At 68.5% G+C, this 17,146-nt stretch carries 17 protein-coding genes; all 17 read right to left on the bottom strand.

The features are described from left to right. Positions 1 to 11 precede the first annotated feature (11 nt). Positions 12 to 1,394 (bottom strand): HNH endonuclease signature motif containing protein, encoded by a 1,383-nt coding sequence (locus AOM06_RS11650; protein ID WP_062306230.1) that lies wholly within the window; start codon positions 1,392 to 1,394, stop codon positions 12 to 14. Between the two features lie 110 nt (positions 1,395 to 1,504). Then, a complete protein-coding gene (nusB, locus tag AOM06_RS11645) occupies positions 1,505 to 1,927 on the bottom strand; it encodes a transcription antitermination factor NusB (RefSeq protein WP_062306227.1) in 423 nt (140 codons plus the stop codon). Next, positions 1,927 to 2,490, bottom strand: a complete 564-nt coding sequence (efp, locus tag AOM06_RS11640) for an elongation factor P (protein ID WP_062306224.1) — start codon at positions 2,488 to 2,490, stop codon at positions 1,927 to 1,929. Before efp ends, nusB begins: the two co-directional genes overlap by 1 nt. Positions 2,491 to 2,535: 45 nt before the next feature. Continuing rightward, positions 2,536 to 2,976, bottom strand: a complete 441-nt coding sequence (aroQ, locus tag AOM06_RS11635) for a type II 3-dehydroquinate dehydratase (protein WP_062306221.1) — start codon at positions 2,974 to 2,976, stop codon at positions 2,536 to 2,538. Positions 2,977 to 3,008: 32 nt separating this feature from the next. Next, positions 3,009 to 4,148: a 3-dehydroquinate synthase gene (gene aroB, locus AOM06_RS11630; protein ID WP_062306218.1), complete on the bottom strand. Its 1,140-nt coding sequence runs from the start codon at positions 4,146 to 4,148 to the stop codon at positions 3,009 to 3,011. Further along, complete coding sequence (locus AOM06_RS11625; protein ID WP_062306214.1) at positions 4,145 to 4,669, bottom strand: shikimate kinase; 525 nt, start codon at positions 4,667 to 4,669, stop codon at positions 4,145 to 4,147. Before AOM06_RS11625 ends, aroB begins: the two co-directional genes overlap by 4 nt. Then, positions 4,669 to 5,853 (bottom strand): chorismate synthase, encoded by a 1,185-nt coding sequence (gene aroC, locus AOM06_RS11620; RefSeq protein ID WP_062306679.1) that lies wholly within the window; start codon positions 5,851 to 5,853, stop codon positions 4,669 to 4,671. The genes AOM06_RS11625 and aroC overlap by 1 nt, the downstream gene beginning before the upstream one ends. Before the next feature lie 127 nt (positions 5,854 to 5,980). Beyond that, positions 5,981 to 6,883 (bottom strand): hypothetical protein, encoded by a 903-nt coding sequence (locus AOM06_RS11615; protein WP_062306213.1) that lies wholly within the window; start codon positions 6,881 to 6,883, stop codon positions 5,981 to 5,983. Next, positions 6,883 to 7,599 (bottom strand): PilN family protein, encoded by a 717-nt coding sequence (locus AOM06_RS11610; RefSeq protein WP_062306212.1) that lies wholly within the window; start codon positions 7,597 to 7,599, stop codon positions 6,883 to 6,885. The genes AOM06_RS11615 and AOM06_RS11610 overlap by 1 nt, the downstream gene beginning before the upstream one ends. Then, positions 7,596 to 8,639, bottom strand: a complete 1,044-nt coding sequence (gene pilM / locus AOM06_RS11605; RefSeq protein ID WP_062306211.1) for a type IV pilus assembly protein PilM — start codon at positions 8,637 to 8,639, stop codon at positions 7,596 to 7,598. Before pilM ends, AOM06_RS11610 begins: the two co-directional genes overlap by 4 nt. Positions 8,640 to 8,696: 57 nt before the next feature. Beyond that, positions 8,697 to 9,479: a prepilin peptidase gene (locus AOM06_RS11600; protein ID WP_062306209.1), complete on the bottom strand. Its 783-nt coding sequence runs from the start codon at positions 9,477 to 9,479 to the stop codon at positions 8,697 to 8,699. Further along, positions 9,480 to 11,084, bottom strand: coding sequence for a hypothetical protein (locus AOM06_RS11595; RefSeq protein ID WP_062306206.1), 1,605 nt, complete (start codon positions 11,082 to 11,084; stop codon positions 9,480 to 9,482). 10 nt (positions 11,085 to 11,094) lie between these two features. Further along, the gene (locus AOM06_RS11590) at positions 11,095 to 11,790 is read right to left on the bottom strand and encodes a PilW family protein (RefSeq protein ID WP_062306202.1); all 696 of its coding nucleotides are present in this window, start codon (positions 11,788 to 11,790) and stop codon (positions 11,095 to 11,097) included. Next, on the bottom strand, positions 11,787 to 13,574 hold the full coding sequence (locus tag AOM06_RS11585; protein WP_228372948.1) for a type IV pilus modification PilV family protein: 1,788 nt from the start codon (positions 13,572 to 13,574) through the stop codon (positions 11,787 to 11,789). The genes AOM06_RS11590 and AOM06_RS11585 overlap by 4 nt, the downstream gene beginning before the upstream one ends. 92 nt (positions 13,575 to 13,666) lie before the next feature. Beyond that, on the bottom strand, positions 13,667 to 14,128 hold the full coding sequence (locus AOM06_RS11580) for a type II secretion system protein (RefSeq protein WP_062306195.1): 462 nt from the start codon (positions 14,126 to 14,128) through the stop codon (positions 13,667 to 13,669). A 112-nt stretch (positions 14,129 to 14,240) separates the two neighbouring features. After that, positions 14,241 to 15,473, bottom strand: coding sequence for a type II secretion system F family protein (locus AOM06_RS11575; RefSeq protein ID WP_174447471.1), 1,233 nt, complete (start codon positions 15,471 to 15,473; stop codon positions 14,241 to 14,243). Then, positions 15,473 to 17,059 (bottom strand): type IV pilus twitching motility protein PilT, encoded by a 1,587-nt coding sequence (locus AOM06_RS11570; RefSeq protein ID WP_304512049.1) that lies wholly within the window; start codon positions 17,057 to 17,059, stop codon positions 15,473 to 15,475. Before AOM06_RS11570 ends, AOM06_RS11575 begins: the two co-directional genes overlap by 1 nt. Positions 17,060 to 17,146 lie beyond the last annotated feature (87 nt).

Genomic DNA, 17,146 nt, shown 5'->3' with positions numbered 1-17,146 from the left:
GACAACCGCCCTCACCACGGCCCCTGTCGGCTCATCGCCTGCAGGTCGGAGTCGGTGAGCGTGCTCTGGGCAAGGTGACCCGGTTGGGGCCGACGTTGCGGGTCCACCGACGCCGGCGGCACGAACCAGGGCAGGCCGCCTCGCCTCACCACCTGCCACTTCTCCTCATGCAGCCAGTGGTGGTGGTACGCGCACAGCATGAGCCCGTTCTTGAGGTCCGTCGCTCCCCCGTGCCGCCAATTCATGACGTGATGCGTGTGGCACATGCTCGGCTGGAGGCCGCACTTGCCGCAGCCGCGGTCCCGCTCCCCGATCGCGCGGCGCTGGGGCAGCGTGAACAGACGTTCCATGCGTCCCTGGTCCAGCACCTCGGAATCACCGCCCACCACGGTCGGGATGAAGCCGGCCTCCGCAAGCTCGCGTCGCAACGCTCCCACCGGCAAGCTCCGCGTGATGCCGTCGATGCCCGCCTGACCGGCGAGCGCCTGGAGGCTCTCGAGCGACATGCGGACATTGACCACCGTGGCCACCGATTCGTGCGGCTGCTCGCATGCGGCGGCGTGGCGCCCCAGCCATCCGAATGCGTCTGCGCGCATCTGCGCGGGGGTGCGGTCATCCTCCCCTGCTCCCCCGTCCTTGCGGGCGAGGAATGCCTTCTTGAGGTAGCCGTCCGTGGCCGCCATCAGGTGCGCGGCCGTCAACGGGTCGAGGAGGGCGGTCAAGCGGATCATTCCGCTGCGCTCCTCCCGGAAGAAGGCCAAGCGCTGCCGCGTCAGCGCCTCGTAGCCGTCTTCGGCATCGGGAACGGGCGTGAGCCCGACCTCGACCTGTGCGACCAGCGTGCGGACGGAGCTGAGAGCGGCACCCCGCGCCTTGTCGACGGTCACCTGCTCGAGCCGCGCGAGAGGCACCCTTGCCAGCGGAACCTCGCGCAGCGCATCGTCCACCGTCGCGCCGACCGCCTCCAAGGCGTCCGGATGACGCATGAGCACGTCACGGAGAAGGAAGAACGCGTCCACGCTCAGCTCTCGCTGCCGCGCCACCCACGTGAGGTGAGGAAGGACGGGGGCCCCGGCCGCGGCATCGTCCCCCTCCGCAAGCAAGGCGGCGCCGAGCAGGCGCAGCCGCTCGGCCTCCGCGACCGTGCCGCCGGTCCGGCTCGCGAGGTAGTGGTCGATGCTGCGGTGCCCCTGGCGACGCGCCATCCCGCCGTTGCCGGGACCGGAGCGCGCGCCCGTACGGCCGGCGGCCTCGGCGAGCATCAGGTCGGCTGCTCGTCTGACGTCGACAAGGTCGCGGATCAGGTTGTCGATCTCCCAGTCCTCGGCCGCGCCGCACACATCGAGGCGCGCGCGCAGACCCTCAAGGTCTGCGACGGTGTCCGTCCTGGTCATGGCACCAGTCCATCACCACCCACCGACAGCGAACCGACAATTCGGATAGTTATCCACAGGGGCAAGAAGAAGCGGCCCGCGCCTTCAGGCGCGAGCCGCTTCTCTGGGAGCTACTCGCCTCGCGACAGCGCCGGCGCCTCGCGCGCGATGGTGCCGAGCACGCCGTTGACGAAGCCCGGGGAGTCGTCCGTCGAGAGCTCCGCCGCGATGGTCACGGCCTCGTCGATCGCGACGGCCACGTCGACCTCGTCGTTGCACAGGATCTCCCACGCCGCGATGCGCAGCAGCGCGCGGTCCACCGCGGGCATGCGCGGCAGGGTCCACTCGGGAGAGGCGTCCTGGATGATCGTGTTGAGCTCGACCCACCACTGCACCACGCCACGGACGATCTCCTCGGCGTAGGGCGGCAGACCCGCCTCGCGGCCGGGGACGCGCAGCCGCTCCTCGAGGACCGAGAGGACGTTGGCGCCCTTCTGGTCGGCCTCGAAGAGGATGTCGAGCGCGCGCTTGCGCGCCTTGGTCCGGGCGGACATCAGTCGTTGACGCGCGACTGGTACTCGCCGGTCTGCGTGTTGACCTTGACCTTGGTGCCCACCTCGAGGAACAGCGGGACCTGGATCTCCTTGCCGGTCTGGAGCGTCGCGGGCTTGGTGCCGCCCGACGAGCGGTCGCCCTGAAGGCCGGGCTCGGTGTAGGTGACCTCGAGGACCACGGAGCCGGGGAGCTCGAGGAAGATCGGGTTGCCGTTGTTGGAGCCGATGACCGCCGACTCGTTCTCGAGCAGGTAGTCGGTCGCGTCGCCCATGACCGCCTCGGAGACGGGGATCTGGTCGAACGTCTGCGGGTCCATGAAGATGTAGGACGTGCCGTCGAAGTACAGGTACTGCATGTCGCGACGGTCGACGGTCTCGAACTCGACCTTGGCGCCGGCGTTGAAGGTCTTGTCGACCACCTTGCCCGTCAGCACGTTCTTCAGCTTGGTGCGGACGAAGGCGCCGCCCTTGCCAGGCTTCACGTGCTGGAACTCGATGACGGACCAAAGGTTGCCGTCGAGGTTGAGCACGGAGCCGTTCTTGATGTCGTTCGAAGTCGCCACAGGGGTGTCCTTACACAGATGTCTGGGAATAGTCCGCAGACGATTCTAGCCGACGCGCCGCGAGACGGCCTCGAGCGCGAGCCGGTAGCCCTCGACGCCGAAGCCCGCGATGGTCCCGCTCGCCACGCCGCTGATGACGCTGGTGTGCCGGAACTCCTCGCGCGCATGCGGGTTGGTGAGGTGCACCTCGACCAGCGCGAGCCCCGCGGAGCTCACGAGCGCGCACGCGTCGCGCAGCGCGTAGCTGTAGTGCGTGAACGCGGCGGGGTTGAGCACCACGTGCCAGCCCGCGTCCACGGCCTCGTGCATCCAGTGCACCAGGTCTGCCTCGTCGTCCGACTGTCGCACCTCGACCTCGAGGTGCAGGTCCGCGCCCCACTGGGTCGCGAGCACCGCGAGCTCGTCATGCGTGGTGGTGCCGTACTTCTCGGGCTCGCGCGTGCCGAGCCTGCGGAGGTTGGGACCGTTGACGACCAGGACGTTCATGCGGCTCAGCGTATCCGGGGACGATGCGGCCGTCAGGAGGACACGGCCGCGTAGGCGGCCTGGACCAGGGCGGGATCGGGACCCTCGAGACGCACCGGGTTGCCAATGCCCGCGAGGACCACGAAGCGCAACAGGTCGCCTCGCGTCTTCTTGTCGCGGCGCATGGCCGTGAGCAGCGCGTCCCACCGGTGGCCCGGGTAAGAAGTCGGCAGGCCCAGCCCCGCGAGGATGATGCGGTGCCGCTCGACCTCGGCCTCCGTCAGCCTGCCGGCCAGATGCGCGAGCTCGGCGGCGAAGACCATGCCCACCGAGACGGCGGCGCCGTGCCGCCACTGGTAGCGCTCCGTGTACTCGATCGCGTGACCGAAGGTGTGGCCGTAGTTGAGGATCTCGCGGAGGAACGACTCCTTCAGGTCGGCGGCGACCACATCGGCCTTGACCTGCACTGCACGCGCGATGAGCTCGGTGAGCACCGCCCGTGCCTCGATCCCCAGCCCCGCGGCGCTCTCCTGGCCGTCGGCGCGCGAGCCGCTCTGCGCATCGTCCGCCCTGAGGAGGGCGAGGTTGTCCTCGACGATCCGCAGGATCTCGAGGTCCTTGATGAAGCCGCACTTCACCACCTCGGCGAGGCCGGCGACGATGTCGTGGCGGGGCAGCGCATCGAGCACCCGCACGTCGCACCACACCGACAGCGGCTCGTGGAACGCGCCCACGAGGTTCTTGCCCTCGGTGGTGTTGATGCCCGTCTTGCCGCCCACGGCGGCGTCGACCATCGCCAGCAACGTGGTGGGCACCTGGATGACCCCCACACCCCGGAGCCAGGTCGCGGCGACGAAGCCGGCGAGGTCGGTGACCGCTCCTCCGCCGAGGCCGATGACGATGTCGCTGCGGGTGAAGTCGGACTTGCCGAGCACCTGCCAGCAGAACGCGAGGACCTCGGCGGTCTTGCCCGCCTCCGCGTCCGGGACCTCGGCGACCACGACGGTGAGGCCCCGATCCTCGAGGAGACGATGCAGCGCGTCCACCTGGGAGCGCAGCGGCGCGGCGGACACGATGAGGACGCGCGACGCGGTCTCGGGGACAGCCCCAGCCACGTCGGGAAGCAGGTGCTCGCCCACCGTGACGGTGTACGGCGACGCGGTGGCGACGGCGATGGTGTGGGCGACGGTCATGCGCGCTCCTTCAGTGCCTCGTCGATCTGCGCGGCGACCTGTGCCGGAGTCGATCTGTCGGTGAGGACGGTGACAGTGGCGAGGCGCTCGTAGACGGGCCGGCGCGCCTCCATGAGCGCCACCCACTGCGCCCGGGGGTTGCCCACCAGGAGCGGGCGCGAGGCGTTGAGCCCCACGCGGGGAGCCGCCGCAGCCAGGGACACGTCCAGGAAGACCACCGCTCCCCCGTCGCGGGCGTACGCCTCGAGCAGCGCCTGCGTCTCGGGCGCGAGGATCGCGCCGCCGCCGAGCGCCAGCACGCCGTCGTGCTCCACCAGGGCAGCCGCGACGGCCTCGCGCTCCAGCTCGCGGAAGTGCGCCTCGCCTTCCTCGAGGAAGAGGTCGGCGATGGCCTTCCCCGCGCGCGCCTCGACATCGGCATCCGTGTCGCGGCGCTCCGCGCCCCACAGCGCGGCGAGCTTGGCCGCGATGGTCGACTTGCCCGAGCCGGGCGGGCCGATGAGGACGGCGCGCGGAGCCATCAGCGCAGGTGCTCCGGGATCGCGGCGACGTAGGACTCGATGTTGCGCGCGACCTCGGCCACGGAGTCGCCGCCGAACTTCTCGAGCAGCGAGTCGGCGAGCGTGAGCGCCACCATCGCCTGCGCGACCACCGCCGCCGGGGCGACCGCGCACACGTCGGAGCGCTGGTGGATGGCCTTCGCGGCCTCGCCGGTCGCGGTGTCGATGGTGTCGAGCGCGCGCGGGACCGTGCTGATGGGCTTCATCGCGGCGCGCACACGGAGCGGCTCGCCGTTGGTCATGCCGCCCTCGACTCCGCCGGCGCGGTTGGTGCGGCGCGTCACGCCGTCCTCGCCGTACTCGATCTCGTCGTGCGCCTGAGAGCCGCGGCGCGCGGCGGTGCGGAAGCCGTCGCCCACCTCGACGCCCTTGATGGCCTGGATGCCCATGAGCGCGGCAGCGAGGCGCGCGTCGAGACGGCGGTCCCAGTGGACGTGGCTGCCGAGCCCGACGGGGACGCCGTAGGCGACCACCTCGACCACGCCGCCGAGCGTGTCGCCGGCCTTCTGGCAGTCGTCGATCTCCTCGAGCATGGCCCGCGACGTCTCGGCGTGGAAGCAGCGGATGGGATCCGCGTCGAGGCCCGGGGTGGCGTCCGCGGGCGGGAGGGGCGCATCGTCCGGCACGGCCACCGCGCCCACCTGGACCGTGTGCGCGACGAGGCGGATGCCGGCGGCCTGCGCAAGGAAGTTCTCCGCCACCTGCCCGAGCGCGACGCGGGCGGCGGTCTCACGGGCGCTCGCACGCTCCAGGACCGGGCGAGCGTCGTCGAAGCCGTACTTGGTCATGCCGACCAGGTCCGCGTGACCCGGGCGCGGTCGCGTCAGCGCGGCCGCGCGGGCGCCCGTGAGCTCCTCGGGGTCGACGGGGTCCGCGGACATCACCGTCTCCCACTTGGGCCACTCGGTGTTGCCCACCATGATCGCGACGGGTCCACCCTGGGAGATCCCGTGTCGCACGCCGCCGAGGAAGGTGACCTGGTCCTGCTCGAACTGCATGCGCGCGCCGCGCCCAGCGCCGAGGCGCCTGCGCGCGAGGGCCGCCTGGACCTCGCTGCTGGTGATCTCGACGCCGGCCGGGAGACCCTCGAGGGTGCCGACCAGCGCGGGGCCGTGGGATTCGCCTGCGGTGAGCCATCTGAGCATGGCCGTCATTCTTCCACGACTGGACACCCGGTCCGGATGGTGAGATCGGCGGCGTCCTGGGACGCCGCGAGGGGCCGCCCGGATGGACGGCCCCTCGCGATATCACACACGGGTCACACGGGTGAAATCACTCGCCCTTGCCCACGCTCTGGGGCAGCGGCTCGAACACATTCGCCGTCTTCGAGCCCTTCGAGTACGAAGCCACCTCGCCATCCTCGTCGGCCGGGTAGGACAACGTGTCATCCACCAGCGAGAACACTAGCCCGGTGATCGTCACCGTCCAGTCGTCCCGGGTGAGGGCCGGGCGCCCCGGGGTCTCGTCGATCTCGGAGGCCTGCTGGATGGAGAGGCCCGTGACCGTAAAGAAGCGGTCCTTCTGCGTCGACAACGTGTACAGCAGCTCGAGGAGCGTCGCATGGTCGCCCTCGGTGGTGATCGTCACCGCCATTCCCTGAAGCCCTTCGAATAGGACCTCCGAAGTGGGAGTGCCGGCGCTGGCGCCGTCCGACGTTTCGTCCGTCGAGGTGCCGGACCCATCGTCGGTCGCGCCTGCATCGTCGGTGGCATCGACCGTGGCCTCGGGGCTGGGCGTCGGCTCCGGGCTGGCGGGAGCGTCGGGGTCCTCACCCTGAGCCTCGGCGATCGTGGGCAGCTCTGTCTCGGTGAGCGCGCCCGGATCGACCGTGGTCGCTTTGCCGATGCCGAGCTGGACCACCGGAAGGTCGAGGCTCGCCATCGTCTCGGCGATGAGGCGGTATACCGCGTCCGACTCCGGCGTCGGCGGCATGTCCATAGCGATCTTCGCCATCTGCTCCCGCCAATCGGGAACGTCGTTCTCGAGAGCCGCCATCTGAGCGATTTGAAGCTCGATCAGGTCGTTATGGTCAGCAGCCGTGGCCGCGAGATCGTTGGCTTCCGCCGCTGCGTCCACCTCGGGCGAGATGAGGAGGAACCAAGCAAGCGCCGCCATGATAACCGCGACGATGGTGCCGGCGAGCATCCATACGCCCGTGCTCTGCTGAGCCTTCATCAGTTGTCCTCCCCCGAGATAGCGGCAAGAACATCCGGGTCTGCCTTGGTCTGCTCGGTCTCCAGCCGGTTGGAGAGGACGTTGTACGTCACCCTGACCGATCCGGAATACTCGTAGTACGGGTCATTCTGACCTTCGACGCTGGCGATCGTCTCGGTATCGATCCACGTCCCAGTGAAACCGGGGAGACCGTCGATCTGCTCGATCAGGTCGGCGACGTCCACCGGCTCCGAGGAACTTCCGGCGAAAGTGATCGCACCCATATCGGACTGTGCGAACACGGTGCCGTCATCCGCGACCGCGCCGTAGGGAGTGGCGGGAGTCACCTGCATGGAGGTCAGCGCGACGCCCTTCGGGAACACCTCCATAAGCGCGTCGACCTGAGCCGCCCACTCGACGTCGGTCGCGCCGGCCCACGCGCGCGCCAGCAGGGCGTTCTTGTAGTCCGCTGCGACGCCGTTGATGTAGTCGTAAGAGGCCAGCTCGGCTTGCAGTTCAGGGGTGCGCGCCTCTTCCGCGGCGAGGGCATCCTCCGCAGCGACTCGCTCGCTGTGGAACCAGAACCACGCCGCGCCGAGCACCACGGCCAGAGCCAAGAGCGCGAATGCCAACAGGCCCTTCGCTCGGCCCTGCGTGCGACGCGCCTCGATCTCGGGCGGAAGCAGGTTGACCTGCGGCGCCTGCGGCGCCTTGACGGACTCAGGTACCGGATTCACGAGACCTCCCCGAACGCAAGGCCGACCGCGATCGGCACCATGGACTCGAGACCGCTCAGGGTCTCGCGCGACACCTTCTTGCCGGCCGCCACGCGTGCGAAGGCGTTGCCGTATGTCACTCGGAGGCGGCTCGCGCTCGCAAGGCCCTGGCCGAGGCCGGGCGTGTAGGCGCCACCTCCGGTGATCACCACCTGATCGATCGCCGAGCCCGGGTTCGAGCTGGCGTAGTAGACAAACGTGTTGCGGATGCCCTCGACCAGGCCACGCAGTGCCGAATCGACAGCCTCTCGCACATCCGCGGGCGCACTTCCCAGCTGCTGCTTGAGCTGCTCGGCCTGCACCGCGTCCACCTTGGCCGTCGTCACAATCGCCGAGGTGATGCTCTGCCCACCATCCGCGAGCATACGTACGAGTCGCGGCGAGCCCTGTGCCGCGATCGCCACCGTGGTGGTGCGCGCGCCGATGTCGACGAAGGCGACCACCTGATTTGCGAGGGTATCGGTCATCTGCGCCCGAAGGAGAGCGAAAGCGCCGAGGTCCACCTGCACGGGACGCAGCCCGGCGTTCTCCACGGCCAGAACGTTCTGCGCGACAAGCGCCTTGGGCGCCGCGACCAGGATCCCTCGAAGCAGCGACGCGTTGTCGGTGTCACGCTGGCCCGTCGGGTAGAAATCGAGCAGCGCCTCGTCCGCGGACATCGGCAGCATCTCCTGCACCTGGAACGGGAGCGAGCTGCGCAACTGCTGAAGGGGCATCTCCGGCAGCTCGAGCTCGCGCACCACCACCGCAGGCGTGTCCACGCCGACCACCACGTCCTTGGTGCTGAAGCCGCCGGCGTGATAAGCCTTCTTGATGGCGGCACCTACGGTCGATACATCGACGACCTCAGCCTGCTGGACCGCACCCGACGGCAGCGGCACGCGCGCAAACGCGGTCAGCGTGCCCTTGCCACCCGCGTGGGGGCCCTTGCCAGCAAACTCCACCTCGGCGAGGCGCACCTCGGTGCTGCCGATGTCGAGGCCTATCCTCTTGACTGCCACGGCACTCCCTCTTCTCGAGCCACGTTGTCTTCCCTATCGGTCACGAACCCCGGATGCTCAAGCACCAAGGGCCACATTCATGTAGGACGTCCAGATCTCCGGACCGGCGAGCAGGCCCACCCACGCCCCGGCGATCAGCCACGGCCCGTAGGGGATGCGCACACCTGCGACGGCGCGATGGCGGACGATCGCCACGGTGCCGGCGATCCCGCCGATGAGCGGTCCAAGGATGCCCCCGACGGCGAGGGCGTCCCACCCCACCGCACCGAGCGCCGTGCCGAGCAGCGACGCCGCCTTGACGTCCCCGAAACCCAGGCCCTTGGGGTAGATGAGCCAGAGCACGAAGTAGAACCCACCGAGCACCAACCCTCCGAGCGCGGCGCGGGCGAGCATCCACCAGTCACCATCCGCGCTCGCCTGCGCCGCGACAGCGCCGAGCACCGCCGGGATAGCGGGCAGCACCAGTCCGTTCGGGAGACGCTGAACATCGAGATCGATCACGACCAGCGCGACCGACGCGAGCGCCAGGTAGAGCAGGCCGGCGGTTAGCCAGCTCGCCCCGTGGACGGCGACGACCGCCGCGAAGAGCGCTGCGGTGGCGAGCTCGACGATCGGGTAGCGCGCCGGGATGGGAGCCGCGCAGTAGCGGCACCGCCGCCGCAGCCACAGCCACGACAGCACTGGGATGTTGTCGTACCACGCCAGTTCGTGCCCGCACCGCGGGCATCGGCTGCGCTCGTTCGCCCACGGTTCACGTGCGGGGACGCGCGCGATGAGCACGTTGGCGAACGACCCGCAGAGGAGCCCGAGCACTCCCGCGAGGCTGATCAGCAATGCCACCTACCGGTCCTCGCGCTTGTACTCGATCGTCACGTCGGAACCGGTCGCGTGCGTGGTCGTCAGATCCACGCCCGGGATTCCTACGGGATAGTACGAGAAGTCTTGATTGGGACCGATGTTGACCGTGCCGCCGTACATCTGGCCGTTCGTCAGGACCGAGTTCTGGAAGCTCAGGGTGCCAGGCGTATACAGGAACACCTTGATGGGATCCTGGAAGAGGTTCGTACCCGAGTGGAACGTGATAGCGGCGCCAGAGTCCGAGTACCCCACCGACTGCATCGAGGCATGATCGTCATTGGGCGAGATGAACCAGATGTTGTGCTCGAGGCCGTCCGCGCTCACGACCTGCACGGGGTTGTTGGCCGAGACGTTCTTCACGAAGAACACGACATCGCCGGTGAGCTTGAAGCGGACGTTCTGAAGGGTGAGCGTCGTGCACTTCTGGGATGAGTTGGTGTAGCCCGTGAGGTCGTAGGCGGTGAACGGAGGCAGGCTGATCTCGGCGAACCCACCGACCTGAGAGTCGGCCATCCAGTTCGCGACGGTACAGCCGTCGAGCTGGCTCCGCTGGTACTGGTTGATGCCGCCGGAAGTTCCGCTAATGATGTCGTTCTTGAAGGAGTTCGCACCGCCGTACGTGGTCGCGTTCCCATCCGCGAGACCACGCGCCTTGAACGTGAAGCCCGCCCAGTCCGACGGGACGATGCCCACCACAGGGATGCCGATCGGCGAGAGATTGGCGATGCTCGCGTCGTTCAGGAAGACCGACCCATTGTTCACCACCATCGTGCCCGATGTGTAGCCCCAGCCGGACGCGGACCCCCCGACGTAGATATTGCCGTTGAACACCTGGGAGGCGTTCGAGATGGAAAGGTTGCCCGTGCGCGCCGTGAGCCCGTCACCTGTGCGGGCGTGAGAGGCCGTCGAGACGATCTTGACGTTGTTCTGCGCCCAGACGTGGCCCTCGGCCCAACTCTCGCCGTTGAGCGTGATTGAGCCTTGGACCGCGGTCAGGTCACCGTCGATCTGCACATTCGTGTTACTCACGAAGTCCCCGCTGTCGACCCAGACGTTCGCGGTATCGGTCGGGATGAACGGGTCGAGGCTGAATCCGGCGCCTGTCGACGGCGCTGTAGCGCTGTAGATCGCCGCAGAGTGACCCGCGCGCGGGACCAGCGAGACGGCCGCCTCGACCGACCGCACCGGCTCGATCCCGTTGACCTCGTGGGTCGGCGTCGCCGTTGCCTTGATCATCGCGCTGTACGGCGTACCGACGATCTGGCCGCTGGTGCACGTAGTCAGGTCCGCGCCGCTCTGGTCCCGATACTCGATCGACACGGTGACATCCACCGAGTTGGTCCCCTGGGCGACGTCTGTGAACGTCACCGTCGGGCACGGGTTCTGAACGGCGAGCATTTCGATGACAGTGTCGAGCGCGGCTTCTGCGCCGTGCACGGCGCTGGTCCGGACGGAGTCCCGCGCGGAGTCGTTCGTCAGCATGATCGCCTGTGCGACCACCACGATGCTGATGGCGACGCCGATTAGGGCGACGGCGACCGCCGCGACCAGAGCGGATCCACGGTCATCACGGATTCGGTTGAGCATGCGGTGCCTCCTACGGTGCCGGGATGACGGAGCAGTTGGACTCGGAGTAGCCGAGGACCGTGTTGCGGCCCGTCACCACCGTCGAGACGGTGACCGGCTTGGCCGAGTCCCGCATCTCGTCGTTCTTGACATGGAGCGTGATGCGCACGTTCTGGGCCGGGGTGCTTCCGGCGGCGACCATCGTCGTCGTGTCCTTCCAGAACGGCGGCCACGTCGCGGGGTCCGTCGGGTCCGGCGTGGTGCCCGTGCCGAGGACGACGTCATGTGCGACGACACCCCAGGGCTGGACATCGACCACGACCGGGTACGAAGGATCCCACTCGCGATACTGAAGCTCGCCGGAGCCGTCGCCGTCGGCGTCGATGACACGCCATTGGACGCACCGGGAGTCACCGTCCGCCTGCGTGAAGATACGCAACGAGTAGTAGGGGTCCACGCCCGAGCCAGCGAGGGACTCGAGTGCAGGATCAAGGATCACGTTCCCCGAACGGACCTGCCTGTCGATCTGGGACACGCCGAGGCGAGCGTTCTCTGCAGCGCTCACGCGACCCATGTTGTCCTTCGACAGCTGCATGAGCTGGATCATCACCGCCATCACGATCGCCATGAGCACGCCGAAGATCATCATGGCGACCAGCAGCTCGGTCAGGGTCATGCCGCTGTCGTCGCGCAGGAGGCGACGCGCCGCCTGGCGCTGCCGCCTCATCCGTTCCTCCGCTCGTAGGACGCGCTCACGGAGGACCCTGCGATCACCGTGTTCTGATACATGTCCCAGGATCCGGTCGACGTGACCACCTGGTACTTGACGCTCACGGTGATCGAGCCTGCGTTCGCGGTGACGGCGCACACGTCAGTAGAGCAGTCGACGACGGGATCCTCCCCGACCTGCGTGGTCGAGGCCGGAGTCGCGGACACGGCGGCGGTCGCAGTGACCACGACTCCGCCCGTCGGGCTCCAGGTTACGGGCGCGCCGGTCGCGATCACGCCCGATGAGGAGGCGCCGATGGAGATGGGCGAACCGCTCGAGAGCTTCACCGTCGCCGAGCGCGTGACGGTCGGCGCGACCGCCATCTGGGAGGCGCCTCTCTGTCCGAGCACCGAGTCCTGGTAGCTGACCTCGACCAGGTAGTCGCTGCCGCCGCCCCAACCTCCCGCCAGATAGCCGATCCCCAGCTGCGTCTCCTTGAACGTGCCCGAAGCCGAGGTGCACCCCGACGAGCTCAGCGTCTGGCACCCGAAGGCGGTGCCGGGCACCGAGGTGGTGAACCGGCCGCCGCCCGCGGTCGAGGCGGCTGTGCCTCGACGCACCACCGGGTACATCGTGTTCGATGCGACGGAGACGCTCATCTCGAGGTCTCCCGCGCCGCTCAGGTCGGTGTAGGAGCAAGGCGAGCCAGCGTAGAGGCCGCTCGCAAAGCAGGATTGCGTGGTCGAGGACCGCGACGTCCCCGAACGGACGTCGTCGCCCTTGGCCTTCAGCACCCAGCTGCCCACGCTCAGCGACTGCTGGGAGCTCCCGGCGGCGCTCACCAGGCTCTGATCGTCAACCGGAGCGCCATTGGCGAGGGCGAAGTTGTTGGACGCCTCCGTCGCGGTCTCGGAGAACCCGGTCTCGGTGGTGGTGCCCGGGTCCGCAGCCGTCGCGGGCAGCTGCGTGGACACGACGCCTCCGCGCCGAGCCTTGCCTTCCGTCGAAGTCACCTGCACCGACTCGCCCGACGCGGATACCAGGCCCGATGTTACAGCCAGCTCACGCAAGCCCGAGCCCTCCAGGAGCTCGATCTGCATGGTCGAATCCGTCTCGGTAGAGCTCAGGGAGGTGGTGACGCTGCCGGACGACGCCGCGAACGTGAACCGGTCCTGGCACGAGACCAGGTACGGAAGCTCCTCGAGCTTCCCGCAGCCCTCGGAGCCGGGGAATGCAGATGAGCGAAGCGCCAGGTCGTCTCTCTCGCCCGTCTTCTGGTCCTGCCACGAGACGATGACGAGCAAGCCCACGGATGCCTGAGTCCCTGCGAGCGAATCGACGATGTACGCGCGGGTGGTGAAGGTGAACCCAGGGATCGCGGGATCAGTGCTGATCACGACGTTCTTGCCCGTCGCGTCGAACAACGGCGGCCGCGGGGACGCGAGGTTCTGTGTGTTCGAGGTCGCGAGGCGGACCGTGTACGTTTCGCCGTCGACCGTGACGGTGCCAGCCGAGTTGCTACCGCTGTAGTAAGGGTCCAAGTTCCCCGACACCGACTGGAATCCGGGCACGTTCCCCTTGTTAAGGGTGTCCCACGGCATTGCACGCAAGGTCTCCATCGCCTGGTTGGCGTAGGCAGTCGCCTGCTGGCGCTTGGTCGCGTTGCTGATGGTGACCATCGACGAGAGCTGGACTCCGATCAGGGAGACGAGCACGATCGCGATGATGAACATGGCGACAACCAGCTCGACCAGCGTGAATCCTTCGTCACGCGAGTCCAGCAGGTGGCGTCGCAGGCGCATCGTCACGATATCTCAATCCTCAGCTCTTCTAGCCTCGGTCGTTGGTGGTGGGGCGCACGTGCGCCCCACCACCAACGACCAGTCATGCCTTCTTAGGCGCAGGCGCCCTCTTCGAGACCGCCCTGTGCCGAGTAGCGGTAGCCCACGACGGCCTTGTCACCCTTGGGGTTGGTGACATCGATGCACCAGTTGGTGGAGTCGATGGCCGTGCCCGTACCACGCTGCTCGACAGCGTCACCGAGCAGGACGTTCGCGGAAGAGTTGCCAATCGGCTTGGCAGTGGCACCGGTGGCGGTGCCGGTCAGCGTGTACTTGCCCGACGTCGCGTCCTGCGCCACGGTCGGCGTGCCGGTGCCGTCGACGTAGTACGTCGCGATCTCCTTGCCGAGGGTCGACACGTCGGCCTTGGCGGCCGAGTCCTCCGCCTTCTCGCGCTGCGAGAGGAAGATCGGGATGGCGACCGCGGCGAGGATGCCGATGATGATCATGACGACGAGGAGCTCGATGAGGGTGAAGCCCTCGGTCTCCTGGGCCTTGCGGATGCGAGCGATCATTTCGCTGCCTCCCTTTCATTTTCGTTGTGATGAGTCAAGGACACCCAGGTGGTGTGTCCCTCCTGCCCCGGTGAGCGCCTCAGACGTCCGCCGGGGAGAAGCCTTTGTGTTGTTATTCGACCAGCGAGAACACCGAGAAGATCGGCATGTACAGACCGATGACCATGAAGCCGATGATCCCGCCGAGCACCGCGATCATGAGCGGCTCGATGAGCGACGTGAGCGCCTCCGTGGTCGCCTCGACCTCCTGGTCGTAGAAGTCCGCGACCTTGTCGAGCATCGTGTCGAGCGCGCCCGTGTCCTCGCCGACGGCCATCATCTGGACCACCATGGGCGGGAATACCTCGTGCTGCGCGAGCGGCTTGGCGAGTGAGTTTCCGGTGCGCACCGACTCGCGCACGTCCTTGGCCGCGCGCTCGATCACGATGTTGCCGCTCGCCTGGCCCACGATGTCGAGGGCCTGAAGGATCGGGACGCCCGAGCGGACCATGGCGCCCAGGTTGCGGGTGAAGCGCGCGATCGCGATCTTCTGGATCAGCTGCCCGAACACCGGGAGCCGGAGGTAGACGGGCTCCACCTTCTCGCGGAACTCAACCCTGTTCTTGTTCTTGGTCCAGAACACGTTGAGCGCGATGATGCCCACGATCAGAGGGACGATGCCGATCTTGAGGCCGTCGGACATCATCACCAGGATCCGGGTAAGGAACGGCAGCTCGCCTCCCAGGTCCGCGAACATGGTCGCAAACACCGGGACGATGAACAGCAGCATCCCAATCACGGCGAGGATGGCGATGACGAACACCACCACCGGGTAGGTCATCGCCGACTTGACCTTGCCGCGCAGCTTGACCTCGGCCTCGAAGTTCGCGGCCACGGACTCGAGGACGTCGTCGAGGAATCCGCCCACCTCGCCGGCGCGCACCATGTTGACCATGAGCGGCGGGAACGCCTTGTCGTGCTTGGACAGCGAGGCCGAGAACGACGAGCCGGCCTCGACGTCGTTGCGGACTTCCTGCAGCACGCGTGCGAGCGCGGGGTTCTCGGTCTGCTCGGCGAGGATGCTGAGCGCGCGCAGCAGGGACAGGCCCGAGGCGATCATGGTCGCGAGCTGGCGCGACATGACGGCGACGTCCTTGAGCTTGATCCTGTCGGACAGGCCCGGGATCTTGATCTCGGCCTGGAGACCGCCGGTCTTCACCTCGGTGATCGAGACCGGCGCGAGGCCCATCTCCTTGAGGCGGTGGGCGACGGCGCCCTCGGAGGGCGCCTCGATGGTGCCCTTCTGGATCTTGCCGTGGGTGTCGCGGACCGCGTAGTCGAACTTCTTGATGTCGGTGGCCGCCATCAGTGCTGGCCTCCCTGCGCATCGGCACCGGTGCGGCCGCACAGGCGGTTGAAGTCCTCGTAGTGGTGGCACAGCTCGAGGCCGGACTCGTAGGAGATGCGACCGCTGCGCACCAGCTCCGCGAGGTGCTGATCCATGGTGTGCATGCCCTGACGCGAGCCCGACTGCATCATCGAGTAGATCTGGTGCGTCTTGCCCTCGCGGATGAGGTTGCGGATCGCGGGCGTCGCGATCATGACCTCGGTCGCGACCGCGCGGCCCGCGCCGTCGGCACGCTTGGCGAGCGCCTGGCAGACCACGCCCTGGATCGCGGTGGCGAGCTGCGTGCGCACCTGGCCCTGCTGCTCCGAGGGGAACACGTCGATGATGCGGTCGATGGTCTGCGCCGCGTCCTGCGTGTGCAGCGTCGCGAACACCAGGTGACCGGTCTCGGCCGCGGTGAGCGCGACGGAGATGGTCTCGAGGTCGCGCATCTCGCCCACGAGGATGACGTCGGGGTCCTGACGCAGCACGTGCTTGAGGGCGTTGCCGAACGAGTGCGTGTCGGCGCCCACCTCGCGCTGGTTGATCAGCGACTTCTTGTGCTTGTGCAGGAACTCGATCGGGTCCTCGACGGTCATGATGTGCGCCGCACGGTTGCGGTTGACCAGGTCGATGAGCGAGGCCAGCGTGGTCGACTTGCCCGAGCCCGTGGGACCGGTCACCAGCACGAGGCCGCGGTGCTTGCCCGCGAGGCTGCCGACGGCCGGCGGGACGCCGAGCGCCTCGAGCGCCTTGATCTCGTAGGGGATCACACGGAAGGCGGCGCCGAGCGAGTCGCGCTGCTGGTACAGGTTGACGCGGAAGCGCCCCTCCCCCACCAGGGCGTACGAGAAGTCGAGCTCGAGGTGCTCTTCGAAGACCTCGCGCTGCTTCTGCGTGAGGATCGAGTAGAGCGAGCGCTGGATGCTCGCGGGCGTCAGCCGCTCCATGTTCGGGATGGGCGTGAGGCCGCCGTCGAGGCGCACCATCGGCGGCGCGCCAGTGGTGATGTGGAGGTCGGAGGCGCCGAGGCGCATCATCTCGCGCAGCGCGAGCTGGAGGTCAAGGTCCGAGTCCTCGCGCTGGCTCGCCATGCCGATGCGGTTGCCGCCGGCGGAGGTCGCGGGGGCCGCCTGACGGGCGGGCGCGGCGGGCTGGGCCGGCGCCTCGGGCGCGGCGGGTGCCTGCTGCTGCGCCGGGGCCGGCGCGAAGGTCTGCTGGCCGAGCTGGGCCTGCGCGGCCTGCTCGAAGGCCTGCGCCGGGCTTGCGGGTGCGGGCTGCGACGCGGCGGGTGCCTGCGAGGTGAACGATGCGGGCTGCTGGGGCGCGAACGATGCGGCCGGAGCCTGCGGCGAGAACGATCCCTGCGGGGCGGCGGCCGGGGCTGCGGGAGCCTGCGGCACGAACGAGGCGGGCGCGGCGCCCGGGACGGGTGCACCAGTGGGCGGCGCGGGCTGCGAGACATCGGCCCCGGTCCCCCGACGCTCGGCCAGGAACGGCGCGCGGGCCGGCTGCTGTCCCGCGCCGTGCAGCGACACCTGCGGCGGCGTCTGAGGCTGCGGCACAGGCCAGGACTGTCGGTCTGGCATCGATCCGTCCATCGGGCCCTCTCCCTTGATCGCTCCGGAGACTACCGGCGCTCACTTCACAAT

The organism is Demequina subtropica (genome assembly GCF_000971235.1).
Lineage (GTDB): Bacteria > Actinomycetota > Actinomycetes > Actinomycetales > Demequinaceae > Demequina > Demequina subtropica.
The sequence above is the reverse complement of the archived record's forward strand: the minus strand, read 5'-3'. Positions and strand labels throughout refer to the sequence as shown.